Genomic DNA, 17,765 nt, shown 5'->3' with positions numbered 1-17,765 from the left:
CCCGCTTCCTACCGATTCCTACCGAGCGCTCACACCCGTGAACTACTCTCCGCCCTTCTGGACGAACGACCTCACGAAGTCCTCGGCGTTCTCTTCGAGCACGTCGTCGATCTCGTCCAGCACCGAGTCGACGTCGTCGCTCAGCTTCTCCTGTCGCTCCGCAAGGTCCTCGGACGCCTGCGCGTCCTGCGCCTGCTCCTCGACCTCCTCGGTGGAACGTGTCGCCTTCTGCTGTCCGCCGCCGGTGTCCTTGGTCGCCATGTAGCTCACCCCGCTCGGTTCGAAGCAATCGAAGCTCTTGATCAGACCCTACCCACCGGGTCCGACATTTGGCCCGGTAGTTGATGCAAGCCCGTGCCTCAGGTGATTGATTCCCAGCCCGGGGGCCTTTCAGCCGCCCGACAGCGTCCGGACCAGCTCCTCCGCCGTACGGCAGCGGTCGAGGAGGTCCTTCACGTGCTCCCTGGTCCCGCGCAGCGGCTCCAGGGTGGGCACGCGCTGGAGGGAGTCGCGGTCGGGCAGGTCGAAGATCACCGAGTCCCAGGAGGCCGCCGCCACGTCGTCGGCGTACTGCTCAAGGCAGCGGCCGCGGAAGTAGGCCCTGGTGTCCTCCGGGGGCGCCGTACGGGCCCGGGTGACGTCGTCCTCGTTCAGGAGGCGCTTCATCTTCCCGCGCGCCACCAGGCGGTTGTAGAGGCCCTTGTCGGGCCGTACGTCCGCGTACTGGAGGTCGACCAGATGCAGCCGGGGGGCGTCCCAGTCCAGCGCGTCGCGGCGGCGGTAGCCCTCCATGAGCTCCCGCTTGGCGATCCAGTCCAGCTCGCCCGACAGGCTCATCGGGTCGGTCTCCAGCCGGTTGAGGGTGTCCTCCCAGCGGGTCAGGATGTCCTTGGTCTGCTCGTCGGCGTCGGCGCCGTACCGCTCGTCGACGTATTTGCGGGCCAGTTCGAAGTACTCCATCTGGAGCTGGACCGCGGTGAGTGTCCGGCCGCTGCGGAGCGTGATCAGCTGCCGCAGGTCCGGGTCGTGGGAGACCTGGTGCAGGGTGCGCACGGGCTGGTCGACGGCCAGGTCGACGTTGATGAAGGCGTCCTCGATCATCGACAGCACCAGGGACGTCGTGCCGAGCTTGAGGTAGGTGGAGATCTCCGAGAGGTTGGCGTCGCCGATGATCACATGGAGCCGGCGGTACTTCTCGGCGTCGGAGTGGGGCTCGTCCCGGGTGTTGATGATGGGGCGCTTGAGGGTGGTCTCCAGGCCGACCTCGACCTCGAAGTAGTCGGCGCGCTGGCTGATCTGGAAGCCGTGCTCATGGCCGTCCTGACCGATGCCGACCCGGCCCGCGCCCGTGACGACCTGGCGCGAGACGAAGAACGGCGTCAGATGGCGCACGATGTCCGAGAACGGCGTCTCCCGCTGCATGAGGTAGTTCTCGTGCGTGCCGTAGGAGGCGCCCTTGTTGTCGGTGTTGTTCTTGTAGAGGTGGATCGGCTGGGCGCCGGGGATGGCGGCCGCCCGCTCGGCGGCCTCCGCCATGATCCGTTCGCCGGCCTTGTCCCAGAGCACCGCGTCGCGCGGATTGGTGATCTCCGGGGAGCTGTATTCGGGGTGCGCGTGGTCGACGTAGAGCCGGGCGCCGTTGGTGAGGATGACATTGGCCAGGCCGATGTCCTCGTCGGTGAGCTGGCTGGAGTCGGCGGTCTCACGGGCGAGATCGAAGCCTCGCGCGTCACGCAGCGGGTTCTCCTCCTCGAAGTCCCAGCGGGCACGTCGCGCCCGGTGCATCGCCGCCGCGTAGGCGTTGACGATCTGGGACGAGGTGAGCATGGCATTGGCGTTGGGGTGGCCGGGGACGGAGATCCCGTACTCCGTCTCGATGCCCATTACTCGCCGTACGGTCATGCGGCCCTCCTTGCCCGGCGTCGGCCCCTCCCGGAGCGACGCTCACGTACCGCTGCTGTGTCCGGTGCGTCTGTGCGGTGCCCGTCACCGCACTGCGCGACTCGGCGGTACCGCAGAGCCTAGAGCGCCTCTGCGCCGGTGGGGAGCTCCATTACGACTATTGGATCCGGCATGGCCGGAACGTGGGAATGAAACCGGCTGCGGAGGCCTCCGGGGCCTTCCGCAGCCGGTCCGGGTATTACAGGTACTGGCCGGTATTGGCCACCGTGTCGATGGAGCGTCCGGTGTCCGCGCCCTGCTTTCCGGTGACGAGTGTGCGGATGAAGACGATCCGCTCACCCTTCTTACCGGAAATCCTGGCCCAGTCGTCCGGGTTGGTGGTGTTCGGCAGGTCCTCGTTCTCCTTGAACTCGTCCACGCAGGCCTGCAGGAGATGAGCGACCCGCAGCCCCTTCTGGCCCTGTTCCAGGAATGCCTTGATGGCCATTTTCTTCGCCCGGTCGACGATGTTCTGAATCATCGCGCCGGAGTTGAAGTCCTTGAAGTACAGGACTTCCTTGTCGCCGTTGGCGTAGGTGACCTCGAGGAAGCGGTTTTCCTCGGACTCCGTGTACATCCGCTCCACGACCGACTGGATCATGGCGTGGGCGGCGGCCTCGCGCGAGCCGGTGTGCTCGGAGAGGTCGTCCGCGTGCAGCGGGAGCGAAGGGGTCAGGTACTTCGCGAAGATGTCCTTCGCCGCCTCGGCGTCCGGGCGCTCGATCTTGATCTTCACGTCGAGCCGGCCGGGCCGCAGGATGGCCGGGTCGATCATGTCCTCGCGGTTGGAGGCGCCGATGACGATGACGTTCTCCAGGCCCTCCACCCCGTCGATCTCGGCGAGCAGCTGCGGGACGATCGTGTTCTCCACGTCCGAGCTGACGCCGCTGCCGCGGGTGCGGAAGAGGGATTCCATCTCGTCGAAGAAGACGATGACGGGGGTGCCCTCGCTCGCCTTCTCCCGCGCACGCTGGAAGACCAGGCGGATGTGCCGCTCGGTCTCGCCGACGTACTTGTTGAGCAGCTCGGGGCCCTTGATATTGAGGAAGTAGCTCTTCCCCGCGGGCTGCCCGGTCACCTCGGCGACCTTCTTGGCGAGCGAATTGGCGACGGCCTTGGCGATGAGTGTCTTGCCGCAGCCGGGCGGGCCGTAGAGCAGGATGCCCTTCGGCGGGCGCAGCTCGTGCTCCTTGAAGAGGTCGGGGTGCAGATACGGAAGCTCGACCGCGTCGCGGATCAGCTCGATCTGGTCGCCCAGGCCGCCGATCTTGTCGTAGTCGATGTCCGGGACCTCTTCGAGGACGAGCTCCTCGACCTCGCTCTTGGGCACCACCTCGTAGACGTAACCCGACCTGGAGTCCAGGAGCAGGGCGTCGCCGGAGCGGATGGTGATGTCGAGCAGCGGCTCGGCGAGCCGCACCACCCTCTCCTCGTCGGTGTGCCCGACCACCAGGGCGCGCTCGCCGTCCTCGAGGATCTCCTTGAGGGTGACGATGTCCCCGGCGCGCTCGAACTCCATGGCCTCGACCACGTTGAGCGCTTCGTTGAGCATGACCTCCTGGCCACGCCGCAGGTCCTCGAGCTCGACGCTGGGGCTGACGTTCACCCGGAGCTTGCGGCCCCCGGTGAAGATGTCGCAGGTGCCGTCCTCGTTGGCCTGCAGGAAGACGCCGAAGCCGGCGGGCGGCTGTGCGAGCCGGTCGACCTCCTCCTTGAGGGCCACGATCTGGTCACGCGCCTCACGGAGCGTGTTGGCGAGCCGCTCGTTCTGGGCGGACACGCCTGCCAGATTGGTCTGCAACTCGACGATCCGCTCTTCGAGAATCCTCGTATGACGCGGAGAGTCGGCGAGCTTGCGTCGCAGGACGGCGATTTCCTGCTCGAGATAGGCAACCTGGCCGGCTGGGTCCTCGGACCCGCGCGCGGGCCGGATGCCGCGGTTGATGTCGTCGTCGTGGGCTGCCACGGTCCTCACCTCCTCCATGGGGAGCTGGACGCTTCCTGACCCTACCTGGGTGGGTGGTGATTGAAACCCCTAGATCACAAAGACTGCGGGGCGTGTCCGATCTTCACCCTTGCGCTCTCCCTCACGTCAAGGGAATACCCACCCTTCGGCACCGGAAAGCCGCCGGTTGTATCGTCGAACTGTTCAACACCCGTCAGGGCTGGCTCCAATTGGTTCGGATACGCAGGAACGGCAGGACACATGACCGTGCAGCAGGACTCGCCGGGCGACAGTGACACGCAGGACCTGGAGGTCTGGATCGACCAGGATCTTTGTACGGGGGACGGTATCTGCGTGCAGTACGCCCCCGATGTCTTCGAGCTGGACATCGACGGCCTGGCGTATGTGAAGAGCTCCGACGACGAGCTGCTCCAGGACCCGGGGGCGACCACTCCGGTGCCGCTGCCGCTCCTCCAGGATGTCGTCGATTCGGCCAAGGAGTGCCCCGGCGACTGCATCCACGTGCGGCGCGTCAAGGACAGCGTCGAGGTGTACGGGCCGGACGCCGAGTAGCCGTCCGGCGGGCGCGGGCCGCCGGCGGCGCTCAGACGCTGCGGGCGAGCTCGCCCGAGCTGCGGACGAAGGTCTTCCCCTGCCACCGCCAGGAGGCCTGTTCCTCCTGGTCGGGGCAGCAGCGGGGCACTTCCAGCGAGGAGTAGCCGAGGAGGGTCGCCGAGACAACGCCGTCGCGTACGGCGAAGTCCCCGACGGTCTTCTTGTCAGCGGGGTCCACCAGGGTCGCCACGACCCGGGGTGCGGCCCCGCTCGTCCGTGTCAGGACGTAGATGCCGCCGGGCGGGGTCCCCGATCCGGCGGCGCAGTGCACCACGGCGACGGTTTCCGGCCGCCCGTCGCCGTCGAGGTCCCCGGGGGCCTGCTTCGCGACGGTCGTCCCGGCGCCGCCGCACTCCAGCGGGAAGTCCACGCCGGCCGGGTCCGGGGCGGGCACGGGGGCGCCGTGCTGCGTGCCGGTCCGCTGCTCGGATGCCGTGGCGGTCGCCGTGGCCGTACGGGGCTGGAGCAGCCCGGCCAGCGCGACGACGCCCGCCATCGCCGCGGCCGTGGCGAGCCAGTGCATCGGCTTGGCGGCGGTGTGGGCGAGGTCCGGGAGCGCGGAGGTCTGCACGCGGTATGTCTCCTGATGGTTCCTGGGAGCCCGGTGAAGGGGTGGGAACACCCCGAGGGGTTGCCCGGCATCGTGCCACACCTCACACCGGGGCGGAACGGCGGGGTCTCGACGAATGAAGGTCCCGACGCATGAGGGTCCCGACGAAAAGGCGCCGCCGCGCCGTTCTCCGGTCGGTCGGGGAACTGCGCGGCGGCGCCGGTGCGTTGTGCGGGTCAGCCGCGCTCGGCGGCGGAGCCCTGGCGGCTCTGGCTGCCCGGTCCCTCGTAGTCCTCGCCGTAGGCGCCCTTGGAGGGGCGGCGGCGGCGCAGCGGCGGTTCGACGCCGTCCGCGAGGCGGCGGGCGGTGACCAGGAAGCCGGTGTGGCCGATCATCCGGTGGTCGGGGCGGACGGCGAGGCCCTCGACGTGCCAGTTGCGGATCATCGACTCCCAGGGCTGCGGTTCGGCGAAGCAGCCGATCTCGCGGATGGACTCGACGGTGCGCGAGAGCTGGGTGGTGGTGGCGACGTAGGCGCAGAGGATGCCGCCGGGCACCAGGGCCTTGGAGACGGCCTCCAGGCACTCCCAGGGGGCGAGCATGTCCAGCACGACGCGGTCGACGTCGGTGTCGGAGAGGTTGTCCTGGAGGTCTCCGACGGTCAGCTGCCAGGCGGGGTGCGGCGAGCCGAAGTAGCGCTCGACGTTCTGCTGGGCGATCTCGGCGAAGTCCTCGCGGCGCTCGTAGGAGTGCAGCATGCCCTGCTCACCGATGGCACGCAGGAGGAAGGTGGAGAGCGATCCTGATCCGACCCCGGCCTCCACGACGCGGGCGCCGGGGAAGATGTCGGCGAAGGCCAGGATCTGCCCCGCGTCCTTGGGGTAGACCACGGCGGCGCCGCGGGGCATGGACAGGACGTAGTCGGGGAGCAGGGGGCGCAGCGCGAGGTAGGCGACGTTTCCCGTGGTGCGGACAACACTGCCCTCGGGAGCACCGATCAGCTCGTCGTGCTGGAAAGAACCCTTGTGGGTGTGGAAGTTCTTTCCGGCTTCGAGCGTGAAGGTGTAGTGGCGTCCCTTGGGGTCGGTGAGCTGTACCTGGTCCCCGACCTTGAAGGGCCCACGTCGGCGGGCGGCACCGGTCGGTTCAGACATGTGACCAGCCTACCGGTGTTCCGGGGGGCCTTCAGGCCTCGGGGCGGGCCATGGCCTTGACGAAGGCGCGCTCGACGTCGGCGGTGGAGAGGACGCCGTAGATCTCACCGGTCTCCTCGACGACCAGGTACTCGGTGGCGGGGGTGGCCTTGAGCCGGTCCAGGAGGGCCTCGCCGGCCAGTTCGGCGGGGACCTTCATGCCTTCGGTGAGGTCCTGGGCGAGGCCGCTGACGGCGACCCAGGGGCGGCGGTGTTCGGGGACGCCGACGATGGCGGCCTCGCGGACGACGCCCTTGGGGTTGCCCTGTCCGTCGACGACGACCAGGGCGCGGGCCCCGGCCTCGTTGGCCCGGCGCAACGCTTCGGAGAGCGGGGTGGCGGACTCGACGGGGACGGCGCGGCGGGTCAGGGTGCGGGCCCTCAGGTCGGGCAGGTGCTCGCGGAGGCGGGCCATGCGCAGGCTGTTCCCGGCGCCGGTCCAGATGATGCCGGCGAGGATCGCGGCGAGCAGCGCGTCCAGGACGGTCTCGACGCCGCCGATGTCCTGGGCGCTGCCGCCGAGGGCTCCGGTGTGGGTGAGCAGCGGCAGTCCGACGAGAACGGTGACGGCCAGGCCCCGGCCGACCCAGGCGGCGGCGATGGTGCCGCTCATGGGCTTTCCGGTGATCTTCCAGACGACGGCGCGGAGCATCCGGCCGCCGTCCAGCGGCAGCCCGGGCAGCAGGTTGAAGGCGGCCACGATGAGGTTGGAGATCATCAGGCCCGCGAGCAGGACGCCGGGGACGGTGCCGGGCTCGACGAGCTGCATCGCGCCGTAGAAGACGCCGCCGAGGACGAGGGACAGGAGCGGTCCGACGAAGGCGAGGACGAACTCGCGGCCGGGGGTCTCCGTCTCCTTCTCGATCTCCGAGACGCCCCCGAAGAACTGGAGCTGGATGCGGCGGACCGGGAGCTTGTAGCGCAGGGCGGCGACCGTGTGGGCCAGTTCGTGGACGAGCACGGAGGCGTAGAAGGCGATGGCGAAGAACAGGGCGACGAGATAGCGGGCGCCGCCCAGCTCGGGCAGCACCCGGTCGAGCTGGCCGCCGAAGACCCAGGTGATCAGCGCGGCGACGACGAACCAGCTGGGGGCGACGTAGACGGGCACGCCGAAGGGGCGGCCCATGAGCAGGCCGCCGCCCGGCTCCGCGGGGCGTTGGGGCTTGCTGTCGTCCGGGTCGGTGCCGGGGGCCGTTCCCCCTGCGCCGGGCTGCGGCCGCCCGCTGTCGCCGCTGTCGTCCACGGGGTCCCTTCGGTTCGGTGAGTGGTCTGCGCCACGATCATGCAGTGTGCGAGGGTCTGCCGTCGATGGTATGCCGCTCGATGTCAGTGGCGGGCCGTAGGGTCTTGAGACATGACCTCCGTGCCGCGGCCGCCTCAGCCGCCTTCGTCCCTGTCGCCGTCGCGGGCGAGCGATTTCATGCAGTGTCCCTTGCTGTACCGCTTCCGGGTCATCGACAAGCTGCCGGAGAAGCCCAGCGAAGCGGCTACCCGCGGCACGCTGGTCCATGCGGTGCTGGAGCGTCTCTTCGACGTCCCGGCGGCCGACCGTACGGCCCCGCGGGCGCGGGCACTGATCCCCGGCCAGTGGGACCGGCTGCTGGAGTCGAAGCCGGAGCTGAGCGATCTGTTCGCCGGGGACACCGAGGGCGAGCGCCTGACGCGGTGGCTGGGCGAGGCGGAGCGGCTGGTGGACCGGTGGTTCTCGCTGGAGGACCCGACGCGTCTCGAGCCGGCCGAGCGCGAGATGTTCGTCGAGACGGAGCTGGAGTCGGGGCTGCGGCTGCGCGGCGTGATCGACCGGGTGGACATCGCGCCGAGCGGCGAGGTCCGGATCGTCGACTACAAGACGGGCAAGGCGCCGCGGCCGGAGTATTCCGACGGGCCGCTGTTCCAGATGACGTTCTACGCGCTGGTGATCTGGCGGCTGAAGGGCGTGGTGCCGCGCCGCCTCCAGCTGGTCTATCTGGGCAGCGGGGACGTCATGACGTACGACCCGGTGGTGGCGGACCTGGAGCGGGTGGAGCGCAAGCTGCTGGCGCTGTGGGACGCGATCCGGCTGGCGACGGAGACCGGCGACTGGCGGCCCCGGCCGACGAAGCTGTGCGGCTGGTGCGACCACCAGGCGGTGTGTCCGGAATTCGGCGGGACTCCCCCGGTCTATCCGCTGTCGGCCCGCCCGGCGGGCCCGGGTGAGGATGGCCAGGGCAGAATGGGACCGGTCCGGGCCGAGGCCGGCCGAGCCGTGGCCCTTGAGGGCCCTTAAGGAGTTCCTGTGGCGATCCGCGTCCTTCTGGTCGACGACCAGCCTCTGCTGCGCACCGGTTTCCGGATGATCCTGGAGGCGGAAGGCGATCTGGCGGTGGTCGGCGAGGCCGGTGACGGTCTGCAGGCCATCGATCAGGTGCGGGCGCTGCAGCCGGATGTGGTGCTGATGGACATCCGGATGCCGCGGATGGACGGGGTGGAGGCGACCCGTCAGATCACCGGTCCCGGCAAGGACGGCCCGGCGAAGGTGCTGGTGCTGACCACCTTCGACCTCGACGAGTACGTGGTGGAGGCGCTGCGCGCGGGGGCGAGCGGCTTCCTGCTGAAGGACGCCCCGGCGGCCGAGCTGGTGCAGGCGATCCGGGTGGTGGCGGCGGGCGAGGCGATGCTCGCGCCGAGCATCACGCGTCGGTTGCTGGACAAGTACGCGGACCATCTGCCGTCCGGCGAGGAGCCGGTGCCGGACGCCCTGCACACGCTGACGGACCGTGAGGTCGAGGTGCTGAAGCTGGTGGCGCGGGGGCTGTCCAACGCGGAGATCGCGGCGGAGCTGTTCGTGAGCGAGACGACGGTCAAGACGCATGTGGGCCATGTGCTCACGAAGCTCGGTCTGCGCGACCGGGTGCAGGCCGCGGTGTACGCGTACGAGAGCGGGCTGGTGCGCCCCGGCGCGCAGTAGCGGCCCCGCGCTCCCGGGGAGGCCCGCGCAACGCAGTCCGGCCCGCACTCCTCCTGTCGCGAGGAGGGTGCGGGCCGGACTGCGTTGTGTGTCGGGGCTCAGGCGCTCTGCCGGTTGAGCTCCCAGAGCTGGAGTTCGGAGGTGGCACTGACGGAGCGCTCCACCCCGGCGATCCCGTCGCGGGAGGCCACGTACTGCTTGCCCTGCCAGATCGGGAGCACCGGCACGTCGTCGGCGACGATGTCCTGGAGCTTCTCGTAGGTGGCGGCCGCGGCGCTGCGGTCGGTCTCGCGGCGGGACTGCGGGATGAGGACCTTCTCCGCCTCGGGCGACCGGTAGGGGGAGTTGAGGAAGTTGTTGGCGTCCAGGAAGGGCGCGGTGTAGTTGTCCGGGTCCGGGAAGTCGGGGAACCAGCCCATGCCGTAGGCCGCGTAGTCGCCGCGCTTCTGCTCGGGGCGGTACTTCGACCACTCCGTGCCCTGGACGGAGACGTCGAAGAGGCCCGACCTGTTCAGCTGCTGCTGGATCGCCTTGAACTCGGCGGCGGTGGCCGGGCCGTAGTGGTCGTTGGTGTAGTGCAGGGTGAACTTCACCGGCGTCTTGACCCCGGCGTCGCGCAGGATCGCCGCGGCCTTGGCGGTGCTGGGCTCGCCGTACTTGTTGAAGAAGGCGTTGGTGTGCCCGGCGATGCTGGAGGGGATCAGCGAGTAGAGCGGTTCCGCGGTGGTGCCGTACACCTTGCCCGCGATCTGGCCCCGGTCGATGATCTGCGCCATGGCCTGCCGGACGGGCTTGTCGACCACGGGGTTCTTGGTGTTGAACCCGAGGTAGCTGATGGCCAGTCCGGGCAGCTCGGTGAGGTCGATGCCTTCCTTCGGCGCCACGAGCATGTCGTGGGCCTGCTCGGGCGACATCGCCCGGGTCATCAGGTGGATCTCCTTCTCCTCGAGCGCCTTGCCCATGGCCTCGGCGTCGGGGAAGAGGTCCATCTCGACCTTGTCGTTGAGGACCTTCAGCTCGCCCTTGTACGAAGGGTTCTTCTTGAAGGCGATCTTGACGACGCGGCCGTCCTCGACTTCCGGCTTCATGGTGTACGGGCCGGAGCCGTCGACCTGGAAGCCGGTGCGGGCCTGCTTCGCCGGGTACTGCGCCTTCGGGACGATGCCGGCGGCGGGGGTGGCGAGCTTGTACGGGAAGGTCGCGTCGGGTGTGGTCAGGTGGAAGATCACCTGGTCCTCGCCCTTGGTCTCGATCATGTCGATGTTGGCGAGCAGGCCGACCGGCCCGCTGTCCGAGTCGATGTCGATGACGCGCTGGATGGAGTGCTTCACGTCCTCGGCGGTGACGGGCGTCCCGTCGGCGAAGGACAGGCCCGCCCGCAGCGTGCAGCGGTAGCTCTCGTTCGCGGTGTCGGTGAAGGTGCAGCTGCGGGCGGCCTCGGGCACCGGCTCGCCGCCGCCGGTGGGCACCGTGGTCAGGGTCTGCACGGTCTGCCGCAGGACGTTCCAGACGCCCGCTTCGTAGCCGATGGCCGGGTCGAGCGGCGCGGGGTTCTCCTCGGAAGCAACCAGCTGGTCCGTGGTGCCGACGACGATGGCCCCGTCGCCACCGGCGCCGCTGTCCGTGCTGCCGCAGGCGGCGAGCACGGGGGCGAGCAGGCCGACGACGGCCGGCAGCACCAGGGTCTTGCGGTTCATCTGGACGTTCTCCCTCATCCCGGCAGGTGAGGAATCCAAGTTAGTAGCCGCGGGTGGACCCTCCGACCGCCCGGCGGACGGTTCGCGCTCCCCCGACCACCAACGAGGCGAACATATGATCATTATTGAGGACAACATGCCCGTTTCGGCGAGACACCGAAGGCTGCCGAGTGAGCAAGGTCACCCCTCCGACGTCTTCACAGAAGCACCTTGCGGCTGATCCACATCCACGGAACGTTGCCGGAACGCACACGGAGGAGAGCAGGAAATCCACCGTTCGTTCACAAGCCGGCGCGCGGACCGGTCAGCCGGTGCCGCTGGATCCGGTGATGAGCCCGCGCAGGAAGGCGAGGTCGACCTCTTCCAGGGAGCCGACGACCACGCGTCCGGCGGCCGGGGCGATGGGGGCGACGGACGGCACGGCGACGACCCGGCAGCCAGCGGCCTCGGCGGCGGCCACGCCGGTCGCGGTGTCCTCGATGACCGCGCAGCGCCAGGGGTCGGCGCCGAAGCCCGCGGCGGCGGTGAGGTAGGGCTCGGGGTGCGGCTTGGTCCGGGCGACCTCGTCCCCGGCGACCGTGAGCGCGAAGTGGTGACGGCCCACGGACTCCAGCACCCGGTCGATGATCCGGCGGTGGGAGGCCGAGACGAGCGCGGTGGGCACCTCGTGGACGGCCAGCTCGGCGAGCAGCCGCTCGGCGCCCGGCATCAGCGGCACACCCCGGCTGATGCGGTTCTCGAATCCGTCGTTGAGCAGCACGGTCAGCTCGTCCAGCCGGATGTCGGCCCCGGTGACGTCGATGAGGTAGCCGGCGCTGCGGGACATCGGGCCGCCCACGACCACGTCGCGCCAGGCCTCGTCCAGGCGGTGTCCGAGGCCCGCGAAGACCTCCTTCTCGACGTCCCACCAGAAACCCTCGGTATCGACCAGGGTTCCGTCCATGTCGAGAAGGACCGCCTGCAGGGCGGCCTGCTCGGCCGTGCGGGTCAAGGACGCGGGGACCGTACTGGTCATCCGGCACACCTTCCGTAAGGGACGAGAAGGCCGGCCGCCATTCCCAGAAGTGGGAGGGCGACCGGCCTGCGCTGGACCGACCAGTGTACGACGTGTCGCCCCGCGGTGCGCGGCAGGCGCGTGGCCGCGGGGCGAAACCTTTCCTACCGGGCGTTGAAGTACTTCGCCTCGGGGTGGTGGATGACGATGGCGTCGGTGGACTGTTCGGGGTGGAGCTGGAACTCCTCGGAGAGGTGGACGCCGATGCGTTCGGGCTGGAGGAGGTCGGCGATCTTGGCCCGGTCTTCCAGGTCGGGGCAGGCTCCGTAGCCGAGGGAGAACCGTGCGCCGCGGTATTTGAGCGCGAACATGTCCTCGACGTCGTCGGGGTCCTCCCCGCCGAAGCCGAGTTCGTTGCGGACGCGGGCGTGCCAGTACTCGGCGAGGGCTTCGGCGAGCTGGACGGAGAGGCCGTGCAGTTCCAGGTAGTCGCGGTAGGAGTTGGCGGCGAACAGTTCGGCGGTGGCCTCGCCGATCCGGGAGCCGACGGTGACGATCTGGAGGCCGATGACATCCCTCTCGCCGGACTCCTCGGGGCGGAAGAAGTCGGCGAGGCAGAGGCGGCGGCCGCGGCGCTGGCGGGGGAAGGTGAAGCGGGTGCGCTCGGAGCCGTCCTCGTGGAGGAGGATCAGGTCCTCGCCCTTGGAGACGCAGGGGAAATAGCCGTAGACGACGGCGGCTTCGAGGAGGTTGTTGGACTGGAGGTGGTCGAGCCAGCCGCGCAGGCGCGGGCGGCCCTCGGTCTCCACGAGTTCCTCGTAGGTCGGTCCGTCGCCGGTCCGGTTCTGCTTGAGGCCCCACTGCCCCTTGAACAGGGCGCCCTCGTCGAGCCAGGAGGCGTACTCCTTGAGCGGGATGCCCTTGATGACGCGGGTGCCGCGGAAGGGCGGGGCGGGGATGGGGTTGGTGATGGAGACGTCCGAGCGCACCGAGCCCTCGGGCTCCTCGGCCTCCACCACCGCGGGGCCGGTGTTCTTCTTGGGGACCCGGCGCTGCTTCAGCTCGGGCAGGACCGCGCCCGGCACTCCGCGCTTGACGCCGATGAGGGCGTCCATGAGGCGCAGTCCTTCGAAGGCGTCGCGGGCGTAGCGGACCTCGCCCTCGTAGATCTCGTGGAGGTCCTGCTCGACGTAGGCGCGGGTGAGGGCGGCGCCGCCGAGGATGACGGGGTAGTCGGCGGCCATCTTGCGCTGGTTGAGCTCCTGGAGGTTCTCCTTCATGATCACGGTCGACTTGACCAGGAGACCGGACATGCCGATGACGTCGGCGCGGTGTTCCTCGGCGGCTTCCAGGATCGCGGAGACGGGCTGCTTGATGCCGAGGTTGACGACGTTGTAGCCGTTGTTGGAGAGGATGATGTCGACGAGGTTCTTGCCGATGTCGTGGACGTCGCCGCGGACGGTGGCCAGCACGATGGTGCCCTTGCCCTCGTCGTCACTCTTCTCCATGTGCGGCTCCAGGTGGGCCACCGCGCTCTTCATGACCTCGGCGGACTGGAGGACGAACGGCAGCTGCATCTGGCCGGAGCCGAACAGCTCACCGACGACCTTCATCCCCTCCAGCAGGGTGTTGTTGACGATGTCGAGGGCCGGGGTGTCCCGGAGGGCCTCGTCGAGGTCAACCTCCAGGCCGTTCTTCTCACCGTCGATGATGCGGCGCTGGAGCCGCTCGTCCAGCGGGAGGGCCATCAGCTCCTCGGCCTTGCCCGCCTTCATCGACTTCATGTTGACGCCCTCGAACAGCTCCATGAGCTTCTGGAGGGGGTCGTAGCCCTCGGCCCGGCGGTCGTAGATCAGATCGAGGGCGACCTTGACCTGCTCCTCCTCCAGCCGGGCGATCGGCAGGATCTTCGACGCGTGCACGATCGCCGAGTCCAGACCCGCCTTCACACACTCATCCAGGAACACCGAGTTCAGCACGACGCGGGCCGCCGGGTTCAGACCGAAGGAGATGTTGGAGAGACCCAGCGTGGTCTGGACATCCGGGTGGCGCTTCTTCAGCTCACGGATCGCCCCGATCGTCGCGATCCCGTCACCCCGCGACTCCTCCTGGCCGGTGCAGATGGTGAAGGTCAGAGTGTCGATGAGGATGTCCGACTCACGGATACCCCAGTTCGTGGTCAGGTCGGCGATCAGCCGCTCCGCGACGGCGACCTTGTGCCCGACCGTCCGGGCCTGGCCCTCCTCGTCGATCGTCAGCGCGATCAGGGCCGCCCCGTGCTCGGCAGCCAGCGCGCTGACCTGCGCGAACCGGGACTCGGGCCCGTCACCGTCCTCGTAGTTCACCGAGTTCAGCACCGCCCGGCCGCCCAGCTTCTCCAACCCGGCGCGCAACACGTCCAGCTCGGTGGAGTCCAGCACGACCGGCAGCGTGGAAGCCGTCGCGAAACGGCCCGCCAGCTCACTCATGTCGGCGACACCGTCGCGGCCCACGTAGTCGACACACAGATCGAGCATGTGCGCGCCCTCACGGATCTGGTCACGGGCCATCTCCACACAGTCGTCCCAGCGCGCCTCCAGCATCGCCTCGCGGAACTTCTTCGAACCGTTGGCGTTGGTGCGCTCCCCGATCGCCAGATACGCCGTGTCCTGGCGGAAGGGAACATGCTGGTAGAGGGAGGCGGCACCGGGCTCGGGGCGCGGGTCACGCCCGGTCGGGGTCAGCTCGCGGGCCCGCTCGACGACGGCCCGCAGGTGCTCGGGGGTCGTACCGCAGCAGCCGCCGATCAACGACAGACCGTAGTCCCGGACGAAGTGCTCCTGGGAGTCGGCGAGCCCGTCGGGGCCGAGCGGGAAGTGCGCCCCGTCCTTGGTGAGGACGGGCAGGCCCGCGTTGGGCATGCACATCAGCGGCGTACGGGAGTGGCGGGCGAGATAGCGCAGGTGCTCGCTCATCTCGTCCGGACCCGTCGAGCAGTTCAGCCCGATCAGATCGATACCCAGCGGCTCCAGCGCGGTCAGAGCCGCGCCGATCTCGGAACCCAGCAGCATCACACCGGTGGTCTCGAAGGCGAGGGAGCAGATCAGCGGGACCTGCAGACCCAGAGCGTCCATCGCCCGGCGGGCACCGATGATGCTGGCCTTGGTCTGCAGCAGGTCCTGGGTGGTCTCGACGATCAGCGCGTCGGAACCGCCCGCCAGCAGGCCCTCGGCGTTCTGCTGATAACCGTCACGCAGAACGCCGTACGTGGTGTGGCCCAGCGAGGGCAGCTTGGTGCCGGGGCCGATCGAACCGAGAACCCAGCGCTGGCGGCCGTCCCTGGCGCCGAACTCGTCCGCGACCTCACGCGCGATCCGCGCACCCGACTCGGACAGCTCGAAGATCCGGTCAGCGATCTCGTACTCATTCGCCGCGGAATGGTTCGCGCCGAAGGTGTTGGTCTCCACGCAGTCCACACCGACCGCGAAGTACTCCTCGTGGACCGAGCGCACGATGTCGGGCCGGGTGATGTTGAGGATCTCGTTGCAGCCTTCGAGGTTCTCGAAGTCCTCCAGCGTGGGGTCCTGCGCCTGGAGCATGGTGCCCATCGCCCCGTCGGCCACCACCACGCGGGTGGCGAGCGCCTCTCGGAGTGCTTCTGCGCGGTTCCGGCTGTCGGCGGCGGATGTCGGCAACGAGGCCATGGATGATCTCCCAGGGATGCGACGGCTGTCGGCTTTGCGTCCTTCTTGGGGAAGGCGCACCTCGCCAGCCTAGCCCGAGGACGCCCGGGTCCGTAGGGGCGTCCACGGGGCGGAACGCGTACGGCCTGCATGCTGTGCCGGGTGCGACACGTGTGGCCGGGTGGCGGAGACTTTTCCCCGGAGTCCGGCGCAGGTCGGCATCGACCGATAGTGTTCAGCATTGTCGAACCGAGGTGGAGGAGTACGGCGCGATGGCCAAGAACATCCAGTCGCTGGAGCGGGCGGCCGCGATGCTGCGTCTGCTGGCGGGCGGCGAGCGCCGACTCGGGCTCTCCGACATCGCCTCCTCCCTGGGGCTGGCCAAGGGCACCGCGCACGGCATTCTGCGCACCCTCCAGCTGGAGGGCTTCGTCGAGCAGGACGCGGCGTCGGGCCGCTATCAGCTGGGCGCGGAGCTGCTGCGGCTCGGCAACAGCTATCTGGACGTCCACGAGCTGCGGGCGCGCGCCCTGGTCTGGACGGACGACCTGGCCCGCTCCAGCGGCGAGAGCGTCCACCTCGGGGTGCTGCACCAGCACGGCGTGCTGATCGTCCACCACGTCTTCCGGCCCGACGACAGCCGCCAGGTGCTGGAGGTCGGGGCCATGCAGCCGCTGCACTCCACGGCTCTGGGCAAGGTGCTGTCCGCGTACGACCCGGTGGCGCACAGCGAGGTCATGGAGGCGGAGCGCCGCTCCTTCACCGGGCGCACCGTCACCGAGGCCGACGCGTTCGAGTCGATGCTCGACCTGATCCGGGCCCAGGGCTGGGCGGCGGACGCCGAGGAGACCTGGGAGGGCGTCGCCGCCGTGGCCGCCCCCGTGCACGACCGGCGCAGGATGCCGGTGGGCGCGGTCGCCGTGACCGGGGCGGTGGAGCGCGTGGCCCCGGGCGGCACGCTGCGCCCCGAGCTGATCGCGGCCGTACGCGACTGCGCCCGGGCGGTCTCGCGGGATCTGGGCGCCGGCCGCTTCTGAGCCGCATTCGCCCCGCGCGCACCGCTCCGGGCCCGGCACGCGCCCTTCACCCCTCCGACCCGGCCCACCCCTGCCCGGGTACGCCCGGCACCGGCCGGTAACGATCCCGTCGCGCACCGAGTCGTGGGCCACAGAACCCTTGACGCTTCCTTCACTTCGGGGAAACACTGCCGTTCAACGGTCGGCATTGTCGAACGCCTAACGGCAATACGCGTTAGGGTGTGACAGTGCCAAGGGCCGGTCAAGCCCTTACAGATGGGCTGCCCACGCTTCGTGGATACCCATCTGGGGCGCGGAACACCGGCGGGACCGGTGATCCGCTCTCCCCTGGACGAAGGACGAAGGAGTCGCGGGTGTCCAGCTCCGACATTTTCATCGGCGAGACCATAGGTACCGCCGTACTCATCCTGCTCGGCGGCGGTGTCTGTGCCGCCGTCACGCTGAAGAGCTCGAAGGCCCGGAACGCGGGCTGGCTGGCCATCACCTTCGGGTGGGGCTTCGCCGTGCTGACCGGCGCCTACCTCGCCGGCGGCGTCTCGGGCGCCCACCTCAACCCCGCGGTCACGGTCGGCCTGGCCATCCAGGGCGGCACCGAGTGGGGCGACGTACCCCTGTACCTCGGCTCGCAACTGCTCGGCGCGATGATCGGGGCCCTGCTGGTCTGGGCGGTGTACTACGGGCAGTTCCACGCCCACCTCACCGACCCCGAGATCATCGAGGCGCAGCCGGCCGAGGAGGCCATGGTCGACCAGGCCGCCGCCCCCAAGGCGGGCCCGGTGCTCGGGATCTTCTCCACCGGCCCCGAGATCCGCAACGGCGTGCAGAACGTGATCACCGAGATCATCGCCACCGTGGTGCTGGTCCTGGCGATCCTGACCCAGGGCCTCAACAACGAGGGCAACGGCATCGGCGTGCTCGGCGCGCTGATCACCGCCCTGGTCGTCGTCGGCATCGGCCTCTCGCTCGGCGGCCCGACCGGCTACGCCATCAACCCGGTCCGCGACCTCGGTCCGCGCATCGTGCACGCCCTGCTGCCGCTGCCGAACAAGGGTGGTTCGGACTGGGGCTACGCGTGGGTACCCATCGTGGGTCCGCTCGTCGGCGGCGCACTCGCCGGCGGGCTCTACAACCTCGCCTTCGCCTAGCCGCCCCTCCACCACCTCACAGACTTCCGGGAGCACATC

The 17,765-nt window shown here is 69.5% G+C and carries 14 protein-coding genes; 5 read left to right on the top strand and 9 right to left on the bottom strand.

Annotation, left to right across the window (positions count from 1 at the left end):
* Positions 1-42: 42 nt before the first annotated feature.
* The 3 genes from IE145_RS21475 to arc all read right to left on the bottom strand — a co-directional run bounded on the left by IE145_RS21475 (position 43) and on the right by arc (position 3,907).
* Positions 43-261: a ubiquitin-like protein Pup gene (locus tag IE145_RS21475; RefSeq protein WP_010057120.1), complete on the bottom strand. Its 219-nt coding sequence runs from the start codon at positions 259-261 to the stop codon at positions 43-45.
* 129 nt (positions 262-390) lie between these two features.
* Entirely contained in the window at positions 391-1,902 is a 1,512-nt protein-coding gene (gene dop / locus IE145_RS21470; protein ID WP_189527092.1) for a depupylase/deamidase Dop, read from the bottom strand.
* Positions 1,903-2,140: 238 nt separating this feature from the next.
* Positions 2,141-3,907, bottom strand: a complete 1,767-nt coding sequence (gene arc / locus IE145_RS21465; protein ID WP_006123382.1) for a proteasome ATPase — start codon at positions 3,905-3,907, stop codon at positions 2,141-2,143.
* 240 nt (positions 3,908-4,147) lie between these two features.
* Here arc and IE145_RS21460 point away from each other — a divergent pair, with 240 nt between their 5' ends.
* The gene (locus IE145_RS21460; RefSeq protein WP_069743886.1) at positions 4,148-4,459 is read left to right on the top strand and encodes a ferredoxin; all 312 of its coding nucleotides are present in this window, start codon (positions 4,148-4,150) and stop codon (positions 4,457-4,459) included.
* Positions 4,460-4,490: 31 nt separating this feature from the next.
* Here the strand turns inward: IE145_RS21460 and IE145_RS21455 are convergent, their stop codons facing one another.
* The 3 genes from IE145_RS21455 to IE145_RS21445 form a co-directional block, all read right to left on the bottom strand.
* The gene (locus IE145_RS21455) at positions 4,491-5,072 is read right to left on the bottom strand and encodes a hypothetical protein (RefSeq protein WP_189527091.1); all 582 of its coding nucleotides are present in this window, start codon (positions 5,070-5,072) and stop codon (positions 4,491-4,493) included.
* Positions 5,073-5,287: 215 nt separating this feature from the next.
* A complete protein-coding gene (locus tag IE145_RS21450; RefSeq protein WP_189527090.1) occupies positions 5,288-6,205 on the bottom strand; it encodes a tRNA (adenine-N1)-methyltransferase in 918 nt (305 codons plus the stop codon).
* A gap of 31 nt (positions 6,206-6,236) precedes the next feature.
* Entirely contained in the window at positions 6,237-7,487 is a 1,251-nt protein-coding gene (locus IE145_RS21445; RefSeq protein ID WP_189527089.1) for a site-2 protease family protein, read from the bottom strand.
* Between the two features lie 177 nt (positions 7,488-7,664).
* Here IE145_RS21445 and IE145_RS21440 point away from each other — a divergent pair, with 177 nt between their 5' ends.
* Together IE145_RS21440 and IE145_RS21435 are read left to right on the top strand one after the other, a co-directional pair.
* A complete protein-coding gene (locus IE145_RS21440; protein ID WP_229825728.1) occupies positions 7,665-8,510 on the top strand; it encodes a RecB family exonuclease in 846 nt (281 codons plus the stop codon).
* A gap of 9 nt (positions 8,511-8,519) precedes the next feature.
* Positions 8,520-9,191 carry a response regulator gene (locus tag IE145_RS21435; protein WP_006123389.1) on the top strand — a complete coding sequence of 224 codons (672 nt, stop codon included), beginning with the start codon at positions 8,520-8,522 and terminating at the stop codon, positions 9,189-9,191.
* A 98-nt stretch (positions 9,192-9,289) separates the two neighbouring features.
* Here IE145_RS21435 and IE145_RS21430 read toward each other — a convergent pair whose 3' ends face one another.
* The 3 genes from IE145_RS21430 to metH all read right to left on the bottom strand — a co-directional run bounded on the left by IE145_RS21430 (position 9,290) and on the right by metH (position 15,565).
* A complete protein-coding gene (locus tag IE145_RS21430; protein WP_189527087.1) occupies positions 9,290-10,888 on the bottom strand; it encodes an ABC transporter substrate-binding protein in 1,599 nt (532 codons plus the stop codon).
* 304 nt (positions 10,889-11,192) lie between these two features.
* Entirely contained in the window at positions 11,193-11,903 is a 711-nt protein-coding gene (locus IE145_RS21425; protein ID WP_189527086.1) for an HAD family hydrolase, read from the bottom strand.
* Positions 11,904-12,046: 143 nt separating this feature from the next.
* Complete coding sequence (gene metH, locus IE145_RS21420; RefSeq protein WP_189527085.1) at positions 12,047-15,565, bottom strand: methionine synthase; 3,519 nt, start codon at positions 15,563-15,565, stop codon at positions 12,047-12,049.
* A 251-nt stretch (positions 15,566-15,816) separates the two neighbouring features.
* On the opposite strand from metH, the gene IE145_RS21415 reads away from it, so the two are divergent.
* On the top strand, positions 15,817-16,581 hold the full coding sequence (locus tag IE145_RS21415) for an IclR family transcriptional regulator (protein WP_006123393.1): 765 nt from the start codon (positions 15,817-15,819) through the stop codon (positions 16,579-16,581).
* Positions 16,582-16,934: 353 nt separating this feature from the next.
* Positions 16,935-17,726, top strand: coding sequence for an MIP/aquaporin family protein (locus IE145_RS21410; protein WP_189527084.1), 792 nt, complete (start codon positions 16,935-16,937; stop codon positions 17,724-17,726).
* Positions 17,727-17,765 lie beyond the last annotated feature (39 nt).

This window comes from Streptomyces sindenensis, from assembly GCF_014649035.1.
GTDB lineage: Bacteria > Actinomycetota > Actinomycetes > Streptomycetales > Streptomycetaceae > Streptomyces > Streptomyces sindenensis.
This window is presented reverse-complemented; position numbering and strand designations above follow the sequence as displayed.

Coding starts and splice junctions, on each gene's coding strand:
- IE145_RS21475 (WP_010057120.1), bottom strand. CDS start 261: ATGGCGACCAAGGACACCGGCGGCGGACAGCAGAAGGCGACACGTTCC.
- dop (WP_189527092.1), bottom strand. CDS start 1,902: ATGACCGTACGGCGAGTAATGGGCATCGAGACGGAGTACGGGATCTCC.
- IE145_RS21460 (WP_069743886.1), top strand. CDS start 4,148: ATGACCGTGCAGCAGGACTCGCCGGGCGACAGTGACACGCAGGACCTG.
- IE145_RS21450 (WP_189527090.1), bottom strand. CDS start 6,205: ATGTCTGAACCGACCGGTGCCGCCCGCCGACGTGGGCCCTTCAAGGTC.
- IE145_RS21440 (WP_229825728.1), top strand. CDS start 7,665: ATGCAGTGTCCCTTGCTGTACCGCTTCCGGGTCATCGACAAGCTGCCG.
- IE145_RS21430 (WP_189527087.1), bottom strand. CDS start 10,888: ATGAACCGCAAGACCCTGGTGCTGCCGGCCGTCGTCGGCCTGCTCGCC.
- IE145_RS21425 (WP_189527086.1), bottom strand. CDS start 11,903: ATGACCAGTACGGTCCCCGCGTCCTTGACCCGCACGGCCGAGCAGGCC.
- metH (WP_189527085.1), bottom strand. CDS start 15,565: ATGGCCTCGTTGCCGACATCCGCCGCCGACAGCCGGAACCGCGCAGAA.
- IE145_RS21415 (WP_006123393.1), top strand. CDS start 15,817: ATGGCCAAGAACATCCAGTCGCTGGAGCGGGCGGCCGCGATGCTGCGT.